The sequence below is a fragment of the Thiosulfativibrio zosterae genome (assembly GCF_011398155.1).
Lineage (GTDB): Bacteria > Pseudomonadota > Gammaproteobacteria > Thiomicrospirales > Thiomicrospiraceae > Thiosulfativibrio > Thiosulfativibrio zosterae.
In genome coordinates, this window is sequence record NZ_AP021888.1 from 1,935,742 (window position 1) to 1,950,771 (window position 15,030).

Here is a 15,030-nt window from a genome sequence, read left to right on the forward strand (position 1 = left end):
ACTAAACTCGCTTCTTTAAAAACTGTTGAACCAATACAAAAAACATTGGGATAAAAAATATGCCTAACAAAGTCGCCGACAACATACCGCCAATAACGCCATTCCCGATGGCATTATGCGCCCCAGAACCGGCGCCCGTGCTCAGTGCCAAAGGCAACACACCAAACCCAAAGGCTAGCGAGGTCATGATGATTGGACGCAAACGCATTCTGGCCGCATTCACGGTCGCTTCCACCAACTCTACGCCCTGCTCGACTTGCTCTTTGGCAAACTCCACAATCAAAATGGCATTTTTAGTGGCTAAACCTAAGATGGTTAACATCCCCACCTGAAAGTAAATGTCGCTCGGCTTACCGGTCAGCATGGCAGCTAATAAAACCCCCAGTACACCCAAAGGCAATACCAGCATAACCGAAATGGGTAAGCCCCAGCTTTCGTACAAAGCCGCTAACACTAGGAAAATAACCAATACCGACAAGATATAGAGCAGCATCGCCTGTTGGCCAGATTTTTTCTCTTCATAAGACAAACCTGTCCAATCTAAAGAAACGCCCGCTGGCAATTTAGCCACCAAGCCCTCCATCAAACTCAGTGCTTGACCCGAACTGATAAAGGGCAAAGACATCCCCATCACTTCCATCGCAGCCTCGCCATTGTAACGCTCTAACTTAGGCGACTCTTGCGTCCAAGACAAGGTTGCAAACGACGACACGGGCACTAAATCACCTTGATTATTACGCACATACCAACTTTTTAAATCTTCTGGTGTCATACGAGAATCGGCATCTGCTTGTACAAAAACGCGCTTAACCTTACCCTGATAAATAAAGTCATCCACATAAGCACTTCCCCAAGCAATCGACAGGGATTTATTGACCTCCGCCAAAGACAAGCCTAAAGCGGCAGCTTTATCACGATCAACCTCTAACTTTAATGTAGGCGCTGGTTCTTGACCATTTGGGCGAACGCCAATCAAACCCGGTGTTTGGCTGGCCATTCCCAATAATTGATTGCGGGCATTTATTAAGGCTTCACGCCCCATCCCGACATTGTCTTTTAAGAACATATCAAAACCAGCCGCATTCCCCAACTCCATCACCGCTGGCGGGGCAAAAGCAAACACCATGGCTTCGTTGATTTGACTGAAGGCTTGCATCGCTCGCCCGCTAATGGCATTCACTGACTGAGATGGTAGAGGGCGTTCACTCCAATCCTTCAATTTAATAAATGCCATCGCTGTATTTTGACCTGTTCCAGAGAAGTTGAAACCTAAGATGGTGAACAAGCCATCAATATTATTGGCTTCTTTCTCCAAGAAATGCGCTTCTAATTTTTTCACCACTGCCAAAGTTTGCTCTTGAGTTGCCCCCGCTGGCATCATCACTTGGCTCATCATCATGCCCTGGTCTTCATTGGGCAGAAAACCTGAAGGGGTTTTCAAATACAAAAAAGTCACGCCAGCAATCACGGCTAAATACAAAATCACAAACCCATAACGCCAGCGAATAACCGCTCTCACACCAGACGCATAACCTCGCGTGGTTGCCATAAACCCGCGGTTAAACCAACCGTAAAACCCTTTATTTTCGGCTTCTTTATCAACAGGTTTTAAAATAGTCGCACACAAGGCAGGTGTTAAGATAAATGCCGTTAAAACCGACAACACCATCGCCGAAACGATGGTCACGGAAAATTGCTGATAAATTACCCCCGCTGAACCCGGGAAAAAGGCCATGGGTAAAAAGACCGCACTCAATACCAATCCAATCCCAATCAACGCGCCAGAGATTTGATTCATTGAACGCTGCGTGGCTTCTTTAGCAGATACACCCTCTTCATGCATAATCCGCTCAACATTTTCCACCACGACTATGGCATCATCCACTAATAACCCTATGGCCAACACCATTGCGAACATGGTTAGAGTATTAATGGAGTATCCAAATAATGCCAAAACGCCAAATGTTCCCAGCAAAACGACTGGCACTGCAATGGTTGGAATCAGCGTGGCTCTAAAATTCCCTAAGAACAAATACATCACCAAAAATACTAAAACGATGGCTTCTAGCAAAGTTTGAATGACCGATTGAATCGACATTTTCACGAAAGGCGTGGTGTCATAAGCCACCACATAATCCATGCCTTTCGGGAAAAAGACTTTGAGTTCTTCCAGTTTTTTGATGACATTTTCTTGAGTGTCTAAAGCATTGGCGCCACTGGCCAGTTTAACTGCCAAACCAGCAACCGGAACCCCTTTGTAGCGAGCGATGCGGCCATAACCTTCTGCACCCAACTCAACTCGTGCAACATCTTTAATTCTGATCACCGAGCCTTGCTCATCACTTTTAATCAAAATATTGCCAAAATCTTCAGCCGTTTTAAGCCTGCCTTGCAAATGGATGGTCGCATTAATGGGTTGCCCTGCCACAGAGGGAACATCGCCCAACTGCCCAGCCGTTACGACCGCATTATTGGCTTGCAATGCATTAACCACATCAATTGAAGTCAATGAATACTGATTTAATTTATCCTGGTTTAACCAAACCCGCATCGCGTATTGCGATGAAAATAAAGTCACTTCACCAACGCCTTCAACCCGGCTCATGGCATCGGCAATATAGGTGTTAATGTAATCACCCAAATCAATTGCAGTTTGACTGCCATCTTTAGAAATAAAACCAATCACCGACAAGAAATTACGCACGGCTTTATTCACTTGAAGCCCTTGACGCTGGACTTCGCTGGGCAAAGACGCTGTGGCCAACTGTAACTTGTTTTGCACCTGCATTTGCGCGGTGTCGATATTGGTTTTGTTATCAAAGGTGAGGGTAATGGTTGCCGTGCCCGTTGATTCGCTGGCCGAGCGCATATACAACAGGCCATCCAACCCTTTCATTTTATTTTCAATGACTTGCGTCACCGTTTCTTCAATGGTTTTGGCTGATGCCCCAGGATAGGTTGCCACAATCGAAATAGACGGTGGTGCAATACTGGGGTACTGAGCAATTGGTAAATTCATTAAAGAAATACTGCCGCCCAACATCACTAAAATGGCCAAAGCCCAAGCAAATACTGGGCGATGGGCAAAAAAGTTGGCAAAAGTTGCGCGATTTAAATCAGGCAAAGCATTCATGCACCCACCTCGTTTTTAGGCTTGGCAACGGCCGCAGCAGACTCTATTTCAACTTGAACCACCGTACCAGGACGCAAGGTTTGTAATCCTTTGGTAATGACCAAATCACCCTCTTTTAGACCTTGGGTAATCACCCACTGCCCCTCAAACAAACCGGCTTCTGTGACCGGTTGTGGCATGGCTTTATCATCTGCCCCCACAAGCATGACTTTTGCCTGACCCACATTATCGCGACTTAAAGCTTGAGGCGGCAGCAATATCACCTGCTCTCTCTCCCCTAATTGAAACTCACCACGCACAAACAAGCCGGGCAGGAGTTGTGCACTGGCATTATCAAAAGCGACTCTAACCACAACGGTGTCTTTTGCCGCATTGACCGCCTGCTCAATCAAAATAATTTGCCCTGCAACTTTGGCATCAGATGTTTTGGATTTTAAGTTAACTGGCGCCCATTGCTGAGTCGTTTGAAAGGTTGATTGCAATTTTAAAGCAACCGATGATGGCACAGAAAAATCCACATAAACTTGATTTAAATCTTGCACCAAAGCCAAAGCACCTGCCTGATTTGCCGTGACCAAAGCCCCAGGCATCACAAAAGAGCGCCCTATGACCCCGCTAATGGGAGAACGGATTTGGGTGCGTTCTAAATTAATTTCGGCATTTTTTAAAGCTGCTTGCGCCACCAACACCTGCGCTTCGGCGGTATTTTGTGCCGCAATTGAGTTATCAACATCTTGTTCACTGATGGCATTAATTTTGACAATGCGCTGGTTACGCTTAACGGTTAATTTGGCATTTTCTAAAGTCGACTTAGCCGCGCTCACCGAGGCCAAAGCACTTTCATAAGCGGCGCGATAACTTTCATCATCTATTTGATACAACACTTGATCTTTTTCAACGCGCGCACCTTCGACAAAGTTTTTGGACAACACGATGCCTGTCACCTGCGGTCTAATTTCTGCCAAATCCTTGGCAACCACGCGCCCCATGGCTTCAGCTAACTCTGGAATGTTTTGCGGTGCAACCTGAATGGCAGAGACTTTAGGCGCTGGCTTTTGGGGCATAGCGGGTTTGGCAGCCGCTTCTTTTTGCGAAGCATCAGCGGCTAACGCAACCCCTTGACCCGTCGCTAAAAAGGCAGCAAAAGTTAACAGTGCCAAAACTTTGATTTTATTTTTTAATAGAGAGTTCGGAGCGTAAAACATGCAAGGCTTCCTTGTAATAGGGTTTGGCTGCAAATCAGAAATGACTTTCTGGAAAGATAATTAACCGTATTCTAACCAAAAACTATCTTTCTAGAAAGGTTTTTTATATAATTCTTCAAATGAATTAACGGGAATTCTAAATGACAAATAATGACGAATCGCCAAAACTACTGGAGCCAAAAGATGATGCTGATGGAGCGATGCAAAAACTGCTGTTAAATTTGTTTTTGTCGCAAAAAATTATACTGCAACAGTCCGAACAAATTGTGCATCGGCATCGTTTTACCACCTTAGAATTTGATGTTTTAGCAACACTCCATAGAATGCGCCAAAACGAGCAACAGCAGATGAAACCCAGTGATATTGTTAAGAACCTCTGCGTGTCCTCTGGTGGCATTACCAAAGTATTGAAATCCTTAGAAATTGCACAACTCATTAGCCGTCAAGCAGATGCCAATGACAAACGCATTATTTGGGTCACCTTAACAGCCTTGGGCGAATCTACCTGTCTAGCCATTTTTGAAGAACTGCACCAACTTCATAACACCAAAATTGCTCCAGTGTTATCTGAAGATGAAATTGCACTTCTCGGCAATGCACTTGAGAAGCTGGCTAGACAGCTTAATCCTATCTAAATCATTCAAATGGATTATTTTTTAATCCCTTCAATATGCAACTCTAATAGCACAGTTGCCGATGCTGGCCCTAAATCTTTGGTGATATTAAAATCTGCCAATTTCAGTTCGGTAGCCCCCTCAAATCCACTGCGATAACCGCCCCAAGGGTCTTTACCTTCGCCAACTTTATGCGCTTTAATCACCAGCGGCTTGGTCACACCATTCAAGGTAAACTGTCCTTTGACCGTCATGTTTTCATTAGAGCCACTGATGCTGGTACTTTCAAACATGGCTTCTGGATATTTTTTAACATTTAGAAAATCCGCACTGCGCAAATGCTTATCACGCTCAGCATGATTCGAGTTCACACTGTTTGTATCAATTTTGACTTGAATTTGGCTTTGCTTAATATCTTCTGCATCGTAAACATATTGGCCGCTGAATTTTTCAAAGCGCCCCGTTAACCAGCTATACCCCAAATGCTGAATTTTAAAATTAATGGAGGCATGCATCCCGCCAGTATCTATGTCATAGTTGACCGGTGCTGCTTGAGCCATGGACGCCATCCCCATTCCCAAAACCATTGCCAAGACTCTTGTATTTGTTTTCATAATTTTCTCCTAATCATTGATTTATTATTAACTGTCATTAACTCAACATAGGCTTTAAAGTTTGATCCTTATCCCAAAAATGATGCTTTAGTGCGCCTAAAAGGTGTATTGCAACCAACGCCATTAATCCATAACTCATCCACTGATGAAACGCCCCCGCCCAATCAGCTTGGTTTTCAAAAGCCACGACACTGGGAATACTCAGCCAATCAAATACCATCAAGTCATGGCCTTCTGCGGTTGAAATTAAATAACCTGATATCCCTAGACTCAAAAATCCCACATAAAAAACCCTATGAATGGCACGAATCGCCCGTTTTAGCCAAGGCTGTTGAACATTGATGAGCTGAGGTTTTGGATTCGCTAGCACCCAAATCCATCTAAACAGCAAAACCAGCATCAATAAAAAACCCATTGACTTATGTAACTCTGGCGCTTGGTGATACCAAGACGAATAATAGTCCAGTGTCACCATCCACAAACCTAAACCAAATAAACTGAAAATCCACAGGGCACTCAACCAATGTAACCATCGATTCATCCAACCATAGGACTCTTGAGTATTCAGCATAGCCATCACATCACCTTAAAAACCGCTCTAAACGAATTGACTGTTATCTTATCTTTGAACTTATATTAAACAAATAGCCCATTTATCAATTCATTATTGCCATAAAAGCAACAATTAACACCAGACACAAAAAAACCGGCGTTACGCCGGTTAGTTTTGAAACCCAATTTAAATCACATACAAACTCTATTTTCGAATGTGATTTTCGCCAATAAACTCAATCTGATACCCATCCGGGTCTTCGGCAAAGGCGATGATGGTTGTGCCAGCATTCATAGGCCCAGCCTCACGAATGATTTTGCCACCAGCCGCTTTAATGGCCGCCGCCGTTTCATAGACATCGGGCACTTCAATGGCTATGTGTCCATAGCCTTTACCCAAATCATAGGATTCAACACCCCAGTTATAGGTCAACTCTAGCACGGTATTATTTTCTTCATCGCCATAGCCCAAAAAGGCAAGGGTAAACTCGCCTGCGGGATAGTCTTTTTGGCGCAACAGTTTCATACCCAAAACTTGAGTATAAAATTCAATCGACTTTTGTAAGTTGCCAACACGCAACATGGTGTGTAGTAATCTCATGGGGTTTCCTTTCTTAAAATTATTGGCTTAATGTTAATAATTTATACCGCTTCTAAAGCCTGCTCAATATCTGCCAAAATATCATCAATGTGTTCAATGCCAATCGACAAGCGAACTAAATCTTCAGATACTCCGGCTTTAGCAAGCTCTTCAGGATTGAGCTGACGATGCGTAGTGGTGGCAGGATGACACGCCAAAGACTTCGCATCACCAATATTGACCAAACGCAAAATCATTTTAAGCGCATCAATAAATTGCCCACCGGCTTCGCGCCCACCTTTCACACCAAAACTGATAATCCCAGAGGCTTTACCACCAGTGATACGCTGACACAGATCATAATAATGATTACTTGGCAAAGCCGCATAATTAACCCAAGTGACCTTAGGATGTTTGAGTAAATAGTCTGCAACCTTTAACGTATTTTCACAGTGGCGCTCCATTCTGATACCCAGCGTTTCTAGCCCCATCATAATTAAGAAGGCGCTCTGAGCCGACAAGGCACCACCGGTATTTCGCAAAGGAATCACTCTGCAGCGTGCAATATAGGCCGCCGCACCAAAAGATTCGGTAAACACCACACCGTGATAAGACGGATCAGGCTCATTAAGCATCGGAAAGCGTAAGGCATTGGCTTTCCAATCAAACTGACCAGAATCCACCACCACACCGCCGATGGTTGTGCCATGCCCACCCATATATTTGGTTAAGGAGTGGATAACGATATCCGCACCCAATTCAATCGGTTTACACAAATAAGGCGTAGCCACCGTGTTATCAACCATTAAAGGAATGCCATGACGATGCGCAATTTCAGCTAGGCGTTTAATGTCCACAATATTACCCGCTGGGTTACCAATTGATTCGCAATAAATCGCTTTGGTTTTGGCATCAATCGCCGCTTCAAAGCCATCAAAGTCATCCGCTTTAATCATGCGTACTTCAAGCCCTTGGCGCGGGAAGGTATGGGCAAATAAATTATAGGTGCCGCCATACAACTGACTGGTGCTCAAAATATTATCACCTGCTTGAGCGATGGTTTGAATGGCGTAGGTAATCGCCGTCATACCAGAAGCCACAGCTAAAGCGGCAATACCACCTTCCATTTCGGCAACGCGTGCTTCAAGCACCGCATTGGTGGGGTTCATCATGCGGCTATAAATATTGCCCGCTACTTTCAAATCAAATAAATCTGCGCCATGCTGAGTATTGTCAAATGTATAAGAAGTGGTTTGATAAATTGGAACAGCCGCAGCTTTAGTGGTTGCTTCGGAGGTATAGCCAGAGTGTAATGCAATCGATTCTAATTTCATGAGTTCCTCGTTGATCTTTTTATTGTTTGAAATCGAACCCACATACTAGGCAGAATTGATAAACCTGTCAATCGGTTAGACGGGTAAAAACATCGATTTTCAAGCCTAAATTTAACCAGGCCTGGTTAAATTTGGGAACTTTTAGGGCTAAGAAAAGCCCTAAAAGGGCTTTGAAAATAGGCCAACCACTCAGTGGTCATTGGTGCAAATTTTGCCCGCTTTAAAAGCCTTGAAGGTTTTAAACCCAAACCACAACACCATCACACTCAACACACTGAGCACGACCATACCTATCCCTTGATAAAAACTTTCGCCCGATTTTTGCGCCATTAAAAACGACGCAATCGACATAGCCGCCAAAGGAAAGGTGTAAGCCCACCAAGACAAAGCAAAGTTGAGCTTGCAGAACTTGCCAAACGACACCGCCATCAACAGGGTTAAAAACAGTGCAAACATATACAGCACCTTGGCAAACTGATTGACCTCACCGCCATTCAACGCCACATAAGAAATAAAGCCCACCGCCGGTGGTGCAATAAAAATAAACAAGGTGGGCACTAAGCGTTCTGCCAAGGGCGCATGGAAAATAATGCGGTTGAGCAAAATCGCTTTCAACGCGACCCAAAAAATGAGTCCTATCGAAAAGAAAAACCAACTGATATCCAGCGGCGCATGATGCACGCCGGCTATGGGAACCACGATATTACCCACTATTGGAATAAACCAAGCCGGATTAGAATGTTCGGGCACAAAAAAGTCATGATGCACCCAGTTGTAGAGTACCCACAAGGTCAAAGAAAGTTGAATCACAGCGCCCACTATCCATAAAATTCGCGACACCCCAACTTGCTCTAAACCATAAAACGCAATACTCAAGAGCAGTAAACTGATGCTGATGGCTGGCACAAAATTCATCTTAACCGGATGCTTCAACTCAACCGCCACTTCCTTAGGGAAGCGCACGATTTTGGCGGCATACGCCAGTGCTAAAATGGCAAATAGCAGCGTGGCAAAATACACCAAGCCCTGCCCCATCACACTGCCGAATCCCCAAAAAGACTCGGTCTTTTTAAAGGCAATGGCAGTGCCAGTGATTCCCATAATCATGCCAAAAAAGCTGGCGGGAAAATACGCCAAACGCCCCAAAGATGGTTCACTCATATTGAAATTCCTCGTTGAACTCAAAAAATAAAAGACTATACACTTATCAAAAAAATGGACTATGAATTAAATATGATATTTAAAGTGCCTGTTTGCGACACAACTGCGCATAAGTCAACATAATGGCCAGCACCACCAACCCTGCACTCAATCCAAAAGCCCAGCTTGCACCACCAAAAGTCCAAGCATAACCGGCACACAACATCCCCAAAGCGCCACCCAAACCGTGACTGCTCGACGCAAAAATGGCTTGACCTTTACCTTGATTCGCACCGCTAAAATGTTCGTCGATCAAATAAATGGCCGCTGCATGAAACAACCCAAAACTGGCGGCGTGTAACAGTTGCGCAAACAGCAACACACTGAGAGAATCTGGAAACAGCGGAATCAAAACCCAGCGCAATAATGTTAGCCACAGGCTGATTAAAATTAATTTAGTGGCGGCAAATTTTTGCAGCAACGGCGCCATCCAATAAAAAATCGCAATTTCTGCAATCACGCCTAACGCCCATAACCAAGCAATCAGTGTTTTAGAATAACCGGTGTCGTTCAAAAAAATGCTGTAAAAACTGTAATAGGTGCCATGTGAAAACTGCATTAAAAAACTCACGCCCAGCAAACTCAACACCCAAGGCTGGCGCACAATATTCATAAATGGCAAGGCTTCTACGCTCACTTGCGTGGTTTGGCGGTCTTTAACCCAAAGCGTGGTGAGCCAAACGCCTAGCAGCAATAACAAAATACTCCATGGCAAAACGGCAACCGAGTTGTGTTCAATCAAACTGCCTAATACCACCACTGCCACAATAAAACCCACTGAACCCCATAAGCGCACTTGCCCATAGCGATGTTTATTGGCTTTGCCTAACAAGGTAAACGCATAGGATTCATATTGTGGCAAGGCAGCGTGCCAGAAAAAACTGAAGATAAAAACCGTGATTAAAAGCGCATAAAACTGCTCAAAAATAACCAGGCCTGCCCCTGCCAGCAGGGCAAAAAAAGTGGCCAAACGCACCCATTTAATCGGGGCTGCTTGTTTATCCGATAACCAACCCAGCAAATTAGGGGCAATCACCTTAGTGCCAATCAGCACGGCTAATAATTGACCGATTTGTACGGGGCTAAAACTTAAGGATTGAAAGTAAAGACTTAAATAAGGCAGCACTACGCCTAGAACAGCGAAGTAAAAAAAGTAAAAACTGGAAAGTTTGGGGTAAACTGCTTGGTAAGCAAGCTGAGGCATAATAAGCTCTAAAGTTGGGGGAAAGCGATATAAAGCGGTACTTGAATTATGTTCAAATCAAGCGTAAGTATCGACATTGTTACCTAAGTTGCCGACAGGTTGAGGTTTGCGCCCCACATCACTGCCGTAATTAGAATCCGCCTTAACCTGCTCTTTTTGCGCCTGTTGTTGCGCAATATTGCTCTTGGCGATGTTGTTTTGGGCAATCTCCACATTCGGATTAGGATTGTTGAGTTTACCGTCATTTAAATTAGGACCAATACGACCATACAACATGGTGGCTGCCGCATCTGGATTAATTGGAAAAGCACTCATAGCTTACCTCCTAAATCGCCTCAAAAATTAGCGTTTTGCCAAGTCCATTAAGGGTGGCACAACATCGCCATTTTGAGCGCGGTTACGCATAAAATGGTCAAGCAATACTATCGCCACTTGCGCTTCAGCAATCGGCGTTGCACGAATCCCCACACAAGGATCGTGACGACCTTTGGTGACCATTTCAATATCTTCACCCGAAGTATTAATCGACTTGCCTGGCGTCATAATGCTGGAGGTTGGCTTGAGCGCAATATGCGCTACTATGTCTTGACCCGATGAGATACCACCCAAAATACCCCCCGAATGATTGGCTAAAAAACCTTGTGAACTCATTTGGTCACGGTGTTCTGTGCCACGCTGTCCCGCCACGGCAAATCCATCACCAATCTCCACACCTTTTACCGCATTAATGCTCATTAAAGCGTGCGCTAAATCGGCATCCAAACGGTCAAACACTGGCTCGCCTAATCCCACCGGCACATTTTTAGCAACGATGGTAATTTTGGCACCTACCGAATCTTTTTGCTTGAGCAATTCATCCATGTAAACGCGAATTTCAGCTTGCTTTTCAACGCTCGGGCAAAAATATTCATTGTCATTGTCAAACGGCCAGGTCACATTTTCAACCTTAATCGGGCCGAGTTGCGACAAAAATCCTTTTATTTCAACGCCTAAACGCTCTTTGAGATATTTTTTGGCAATGGCGCCCGCCGCCACACGCATCGCAGTTTCGCGGGCTGATGAGCGACCGCCACCACGATAATCTCTAAAACCATACTTTTGCGTGTAGGTGTAATCGGCGTGCGAAGGACGAAAGGTTTCGGCGACTTTAGAATAGTCTTGCGAGCGTTGGTCTTTGTTATGAATAATTAAGCCAATCGGTGTACCAGTGGTTTTACCCTCAAATACCCCTGATAAAATTTGCACCTCATCATCTTCGCGGCGTGCAGTGGCGTGTTTTGAGGTGCCAGGCTTACGGCGATCGAGTTCAATTTGAATATCTGCCTCACACAATGCAAGCCCTGGCGGACAACCATCAATAATCGCACCCAAGGCAATGCCATGGCTTTCGCCAAAGGTGGTGACTTTAAAATTTTGACCTAGGGTATTTCCTGACATTGGGCTCTTCTCTTCAAATTTAATGGCGCTTATTATAGCGAAATTACAACAATAATGTCATATCGACAAACTCACACCGGGTTGTGGCTCATCTTTTAGGGAGGGATGACACAGCGTTAAACGATTTGATTCAACACCTTTACTAACCAATTGCTCTTTGACCAGTCCTTGTCGGGCTTGGGCGAGTTTGAATAATCGGTCTGGCAACTCGGCGGCAGACACTTGTTTTTGGGTCAAATAATCTTGGTCAGCCGCGGTGTAATAACCACACACCTTTAAGTTCACCGCGGGTTGTTTTTTCAATAAATCGGCCACTTTATTTAAATAATCATCCATGTCTGGTTTTAAGGTTGCCTGCCCAACTACTGCTTTGACATTTTCTAAATAAATGGCTGTCGCCTTGTCATACGCATATTTGGTTGCTAAGGCAATTGCGCCATAAGGCTGTAGCGTCATGAGTAACATGGCCTTTGACCCAGATGTCAGCGCATTTTGCAGCGCAACCCGAATCACTTGAGCCGGATGAAAACTGGGATCATTTAAATCTCCGCTGATCGGTACATCGAGCACAATATTATTATTTTTATCTCTGAGCAAATCGATGGCTAAAGCCGTCGCAACCCCAGAAGCCTCTGCCCCCACTTTAGGAGAGTCTGGCATCTCACTGCTATTGGATTCATCTAAAATTGAATTTTTCACTTCCGAGGTCTGCTTGGTTTGCGCTGGCTCTTTTTCTAAGGCAAATCCAATCAATTTAAGGTGATTTTTAGCCTCTAATTTGGAATCCACAATCTTGGTGGTGTTTTGTAGATTTAAGCCGCCACTTTCGATTCGGTAACCCAAGTCACGCTTAATCAAAGGCGATAAGTGATATAAATCCAAATCAGAAATATCTGCTTTGAGTTGAGCATTCACTTTTTCACCAAAAGGTTCAACAACACCCTTCAAAGAAAGCTGCGCATAATCGTCCACTTGGACTTGAATATCCAAAGGCGTTGAATGCTTTGGCAAAGCAGATTTTATCGCCCCTATCTCAAACTGCTTAACACGCACCAGACTTTCAATCGCAGGCACCGTGGCTTGGGTGGTTATCTTGAGTTGGCTATCTGGCGAAATGGTCAAGCTGGCAATGTCAATCACAGGTTGTTTCTTGGCCTTTTCTTCAATGGGTTTATCCCCCAATTTCTCTTGGGACTTATCTTGCGACTTATCTTGCGTCGACTCTTCATGGTGTTGCGTTCTGCCCAACGCCGCCAGGGTTTGGTCGAGTTGTGGCAATTGTTTTTCTGGATTAATCAATAACGCTGACGCCAGCCGTTCTAAATGAACTTTACCAATCTGCAATGATTGATCATCTTCCAAATTTAAAGTATCGATTTGCAGGCTATCCCACTGCACCAAAGGCAAGGTGGCGTTTTCGGGTTGGCCAAACTTAAAGCCTTGTAAATCAAAGTGGCTTAAGGCCAGAGTTTGTGGTGTGGTAAAGCCGATATCTGAGCTTAAACCTTGCCAATCCACAATAGTGGTTTTTTGCTTGGGGTTATCCAGTTTTAAAAGGCCTAATTTTAAATTGCCTAAAACCGCTAACTGCAAACTGTTGTGTTTATCAGCGGTTTCATCGGATGCCTTTAACGGCAAGCTAACTTGCACCTTGCCTTGCCACTGGTTGTCTTTGACAGCCGCATGAAGCTCTTGTTGAGTGGCTGAAAAATCTGTTAAAGATTGCGTTGTTTGCATATCCAAGCTGAGTTGTTGATCGAGCATTTTGCCTTGCCCATCCACACTCACATTGAATGAGTTGAGTGCCGCCGTTAAATCCTGCGCTTTAGCGTGTAACTTACCTTCTTTAAGCGCCAAAGCCTGTTGATAAGCAAAATTAAACCTGGGAAATTCTTGAGCCGTTTTAGGCAAGCTGCCTTCAAAACTGGCTTGCCCTTTTAAGGCGATTTGATTGACTTTTGTGCTGTTTTGCTTTGACTCTGGCGAAGTTAAATTGGCCATCAAATCTGACAGCGTTAAATCGCCTTGATAAGTGCCTTGCAGATTTCCTGCCTTTTGCGACACACTGACTTTATGGGGAAAATGCAAGGTTTGAAAGCTGAGCTGTTGATTGGGTTGTTTAAAGTCAAAACCGTGTGAATCGGCTAAGCCCTCTAAACGGATTGCCAAATCGCCTGTTGGATGCCAGTCTACATTGAGGTTACCCACCCAATCAAATTGGGTTTGCGAAATTGCCCGCTCACCTAATGACCACTGCAAATCTTTGAGCGATAAACCCAAGTTATTTTTAAGGGATATTTGGCTATGATGTTGCGTCAACTCCAGCGCAATTTTAGTGGTTAACAATCCTTGTAAATTGCCGACCTCAGCTGGATAAAAGGCTTGTTGGCGCGCGAAATTAAACTGATTAAGCAGCACATTACCTTTGAGCGTTTTGATCTCTGAGAAAGGCTGCACCCAAAAATCACCCGCTAATTGACCGCCTATCGCATCTGGACCTATGACTATTTTAAAGGTCAGTTGTGCCAAGTCTTGCGGTTGCCAGCTTTGTAAATGGTTTAAGGTGATTTCATCGATTAGAACTTGTCTTTTCCCCTGAGGGAGTTCCACAATCAACTGAACATTGCTTAACCTCAAGGTATCAACGCCCATAGTTATTCCCAACGCCACAAGAGGATTAGGCTGGTCTGTTTCTGTGGAAGGCTTTTTGTCGGTGTCATTTAAAGGAATTGTAAATCCTGCCACCTCCAGACTCTGACCAGGCGTGAAACGCAGAATGATTTGGGTATTATCAAGGGCAACCTTTTGCAAAGACAGGCGTCTTTGCAATAATCCTAACCAATTCAAATCGACTTCTAGGTGCTGTAACTTTAAGGGCTCGGCTTGTGACGTTTTTAAGGTTAAACCATCCAAAGTCAGGCGTCCGCTGAACACATTAAAGCCCAGAGATTGCAGCTCTACGGTCTGAAAACCCTGTTTTTGTAATTGCGTAATCAATAGGTTTTTTAAAATCAAGGGCAACACTAAGCTGGTCGCTATGAGTAACACGATGACAAACAGCAACACTTTTAGCTTTAAAGAGTAATTGCGCCACTTTTGAAGACTTGAACGGATGACCAAACGCTACTCCCTTGAAGTGATTGGATTCACAAACTAA

The 15,030-nt window shown here is 44.4% G+C and carries 12 protein-coding genes; 1 reads left to right on the forward strand and 11 read right to left on the reverse strand.

Features of this window, described 5'->3' with window-relative positions; translation table 11 throughout:
- Position 1: 1 nt before the first annotated feature.
- The gene (locus THMIRH_RS08955; protein WP_173291766.1) at positions 2-3,133 is read right to left on the reverse strand and encodes an efflux RND transporter permease subunit; all 3,132 of its coding nucleotides are present in this window, start codon (positions 3,131-3,133) and stop codon (positions 2-4) included.
- Complete coding sequence (locus THMIRH_RS08960; protein ID WP_173291767.1) at positions 3,130-4,338, reverse strand: efflux RND transporter periplasmic adaptor subunit; 1,209 nt, start codon at positions 4,336-4,338, stop codon at positions 3,130-3,132. Before THMIRH_RS08960 ends, THMIRH_RS08955 begins: the two co-directional genes overlap by 4 nt.
- Positions 4,339-4,478: 140 nt before the next feature.
- Between THMIRH_RS08960 and THMIRH_RS08965 the strand changes: the two genes are divergently transcribed.
- Positions 4,479-4,973: a MarR family winged helix-turn-helix transcriptional regulator gene (locus THMIRH_RS08965; protein WP_173291768.1), complete on the forward strand. Its 495-nt coding sequence runs from the start codon at positions 4,479-4,481 to the stop codon at positions 4,971-4,973.
- A 14-nt stretch (positions 4,974-4,987) separates the two neighbouring features.
- Here THMIRH_RS08965 and THMIRH_RS08970 read toward each other — a convergent pair whose 3' ends face one another.
- The 9 genes from THMIRH_RS08970 to THMIRH_RS09010 form a co-directional block, all read right to left on the reverse strand.
- Positions 4,988-5,566, reverse strand: a complete 579-nt coding sequence (locus tag THMIRH_RS08970) for a YceI family protein (RefSeq protein WP_173291769.1) — start codon at positions 5,564-5,566, stop codon at positions 4,988-4,990.
- A gap of 37 nt (positions 5,567-5,603) precedes the next feature.
- The gene (locus tag THMIRH_RS08975) at positions 5,604-6,143 is read right to left on the reverse strand and encodes a cytochrome b (protein WP_198415222.1); all 540 of its coding nucleotides are present in this window, start codon (positions 6,141-6,143) and stop codon (positions 5,604-5,606) included.
- 180 nt (positions 6,144-6,323) lie between these two features.
- The gene (gene gloA / locus THMIRH_RS08980; protein WP_173291770.1) at positions 6,324-6,719 is read right to left on the reverse strand and encodes a lactoylglutathione lyase; all 396 of its coding nucleotides are present in this window, start codon (positions 6,717-6,719) and stop codon (positions 6,324-6,326) included.
- 41 nt (positions 6,720-6,760) lie between these two features.
- A complete protein-coding gene (locus THMIRH_RS08985; RefSeq protein ID WP_173291771.1) occupies positions 6,761-8,032 on the reverse strand; it encodes an O-acetylhomoserine aminocarboxypropyltransferase/cysteine synthase family protein in 1,272 nt (423 codons plus the stop codon).
- A 189-nt stretch (positions 8,033-8,221) separates the two neighbouring features.
- Positions 8,222-9,193 carry an SLAC1 anion channel family protein gene (locus tag THMIRH_RS08990; RefSeq protein ID WP_173291772.1) on the reverse strand — a complete coding sequence of 324 codons (972 nt, stop codon included), beginning with the start codon at positions 9,191-9,193 and terminating at the stop codon, positions 8,222-8,224.
- A 79-nt stretch (positions 9,194-9,272) separates the two neighbouring features.
- The gene (locus THMIRH_RS08995) at positions 9,273-10,436 is read right to left on the reverse strand and encodes an MFS transporter (protein WP_173291773.1); all 1,164 of its coding nucleotides are present in this window, start codon (positions 10,434-10,436) and stop codon (positions 9,273-9,275) included.
- Between the two features lie 57 nt (positions 10,437-10,493).
- Positions 10,494-10,751, reverse strand: coding sequence for a hypothetical protein (locus THMIRH_RS09000; protein WP_173291774.1), 258 nt, complete (start codon positions 10,749-10,751; stop codon positions 10,494-10,496).
- 27 nt (positions 10,752-10,778) lie between these two features.
- A complete protein-coding gene (aroC, locus tag THMIRH_RS09005) occupies positions 10,779-11,873 on the reverse strand; it encodes a chorismate synthase (RefSeq protein ID WP_173291775.1) in 1,095 nt (364 codons plus the stop codon).
- Positions 11,874-11,930: 57 nt separating this feature from the next.
- Positions 11,931-14,993, reverse strand: a complete 3,063-nt coding sequence (locus THMIRH_RS09010; protein ID WP_173291776.1) for a DUF748 domain-containing protein — start codon at positions 14,991-14,993, stop codon at positions 11,931-11,933.
- Between the last annotated feature and the right edge of the window lie 37 nt (positions 14,994-15,030).

Coding starts and splice junctions, on each gene's coding strand:
- THMIRH_RS08985 (WP_173291771.1), bottom strand. CDS start 8,032: ATGAAATTAGAATCGATTGCATTACACTCTGGCTATACCTCCGAAGCA.
- gloA (WP_173291770.1), bottom strand. CDS start 6,719: ATGAGATTACTACACACCATGTTGCGTGTTGGCAACTTACAAAAGTCG.
- THMIRH_RS08995 (WP_173291773.1), bottom strand. CDS start 10,436: ATGCCTCAGCTTGCTTACCAAGCAGTTTACCCCAAACTTTCCAGTTTT.
- THMIRH_RS08965 (WP_173291768.1), top strand. CDS start 4,479: ATGACAAATAATGACGAATCGCCAAAACTACTGGAGCCAAAAGATGAT.
- THMIRH_RS09000 (WP_173291774.1), bottom strand. CDS start 10,751: ATGAGTGCTTTTCCAATTAATCCAGATGCGGCAGCCACCATGTTGTAT.
- THMIRH_RS08955 (WP_173291766.1), bottom strand. CDS start 3,133: ATGAATGCTTTGCCTGATTTAAATCGCGCAACTTTTGCCAACTTTTTT.
- THMIRH_RS08970 (WP_173291769.1), bottom strand. CDS start 5,566: ATGAAAACAAATACAAGAGTCTTGGCAATGGTTTTGGGAATGGGGATG.
- THMIRH_RS08975 (WP_198415222.1), bottom strand. CDS start 6,143: ATGGCTATGCTGAATACTCAAGAGTCCTATGGTTGGATGAATCGATGG.
- aroC (WP_173291775.1), bottom strand. CDS start 11,873: ATGTCAGGAAATACCCTAGGTCAAAATTTTAAAGTCACCACCTTTGGC.
- THMIRH_RS08960 (WP_173291767.1), bottom strand. CDS start 4,338: ATGTTTTACGCTCCGAACTCTCTATTAAAAAATAAAATCAAAGTTTTG.
- THMIRH_RS08990 (WP_173291772.1), bottom strand. CDS start 9,193: ATGAGTGAACCATCTTTGGGGCGTTTGGCGTATTTTCCCGCCAGCTTT.